The organism is Leclercia tamurae, assembly GCF_025566055.1.
Classification (GTDB): domain Bacteria; phylum Pseudomonadota; class Gammaproteobacteria; order Enterobacterales; family Enterobacteriaceae; genus Enterobacter; species Enterobacter tamurae.
The window spans coordinates 1-483 of the sequence record NZ_JAMHKS010000041.1 but is presented as its reverse complement, the minus strand read 5'-3'; the positions used below and the strand labels follow the sequence as shown (position 1 = coordinate 483).

General features: G+C 50.9%; 1 protein-coding gene. It reads left to right on the top strand.

Annotated elements, in window-relative coordinates; all coding sequences use genetic code 11:
* Positions 1-280: 280 nt before the first annotated feature.
* Positions 281-483: hypothetical protein (locus M8318_RS00210; protein WP_262660578.1), on the top strand; the 203-nt coding region annotated here is incomplete at its 3' end.

Here is a 483-nt window from a genome sequence, read left to right as displayed (position 1 = left end):
GAATATAGAAGGCCTATTTGCTTCCGTCACCCCACGTCAGCATAGCGTGACCTTTAGCGATTTCTCTGTAGAACGGGGAACTTCGCATTCATCCCCCGCAACGGGTCAAGCGCGAGGCCGCCGGCTTTTTGAGCTTTTATATTGTGAAGCATGTGGGGATTTGTTTGTCGGTGGCCAGCGAGGCCAGAGTAGCGGTTCAACTAATGCTACTGAGCTACTGCCGTCGGCAGCGAATCTGGAGCACTTACCTGAGCGCCCAGGAGCAGAATATTACGATGACATGACTTTAGATGAGTTCGCAGTTTTCTGGCCGCGACGTGGTGACTGGATCGGATCAGATAAGGGCTATGATCAATGGATGCCCGCCCATCTCAGTCCGGATACAGGTGTAGTGGAACTGGGCGAGACTGCGAAGGAAGGAAATATAGCAGGTTATCTTTATTATCAGACAGAAACGGCGATTAGCAAAGGAAAGAATAAGCC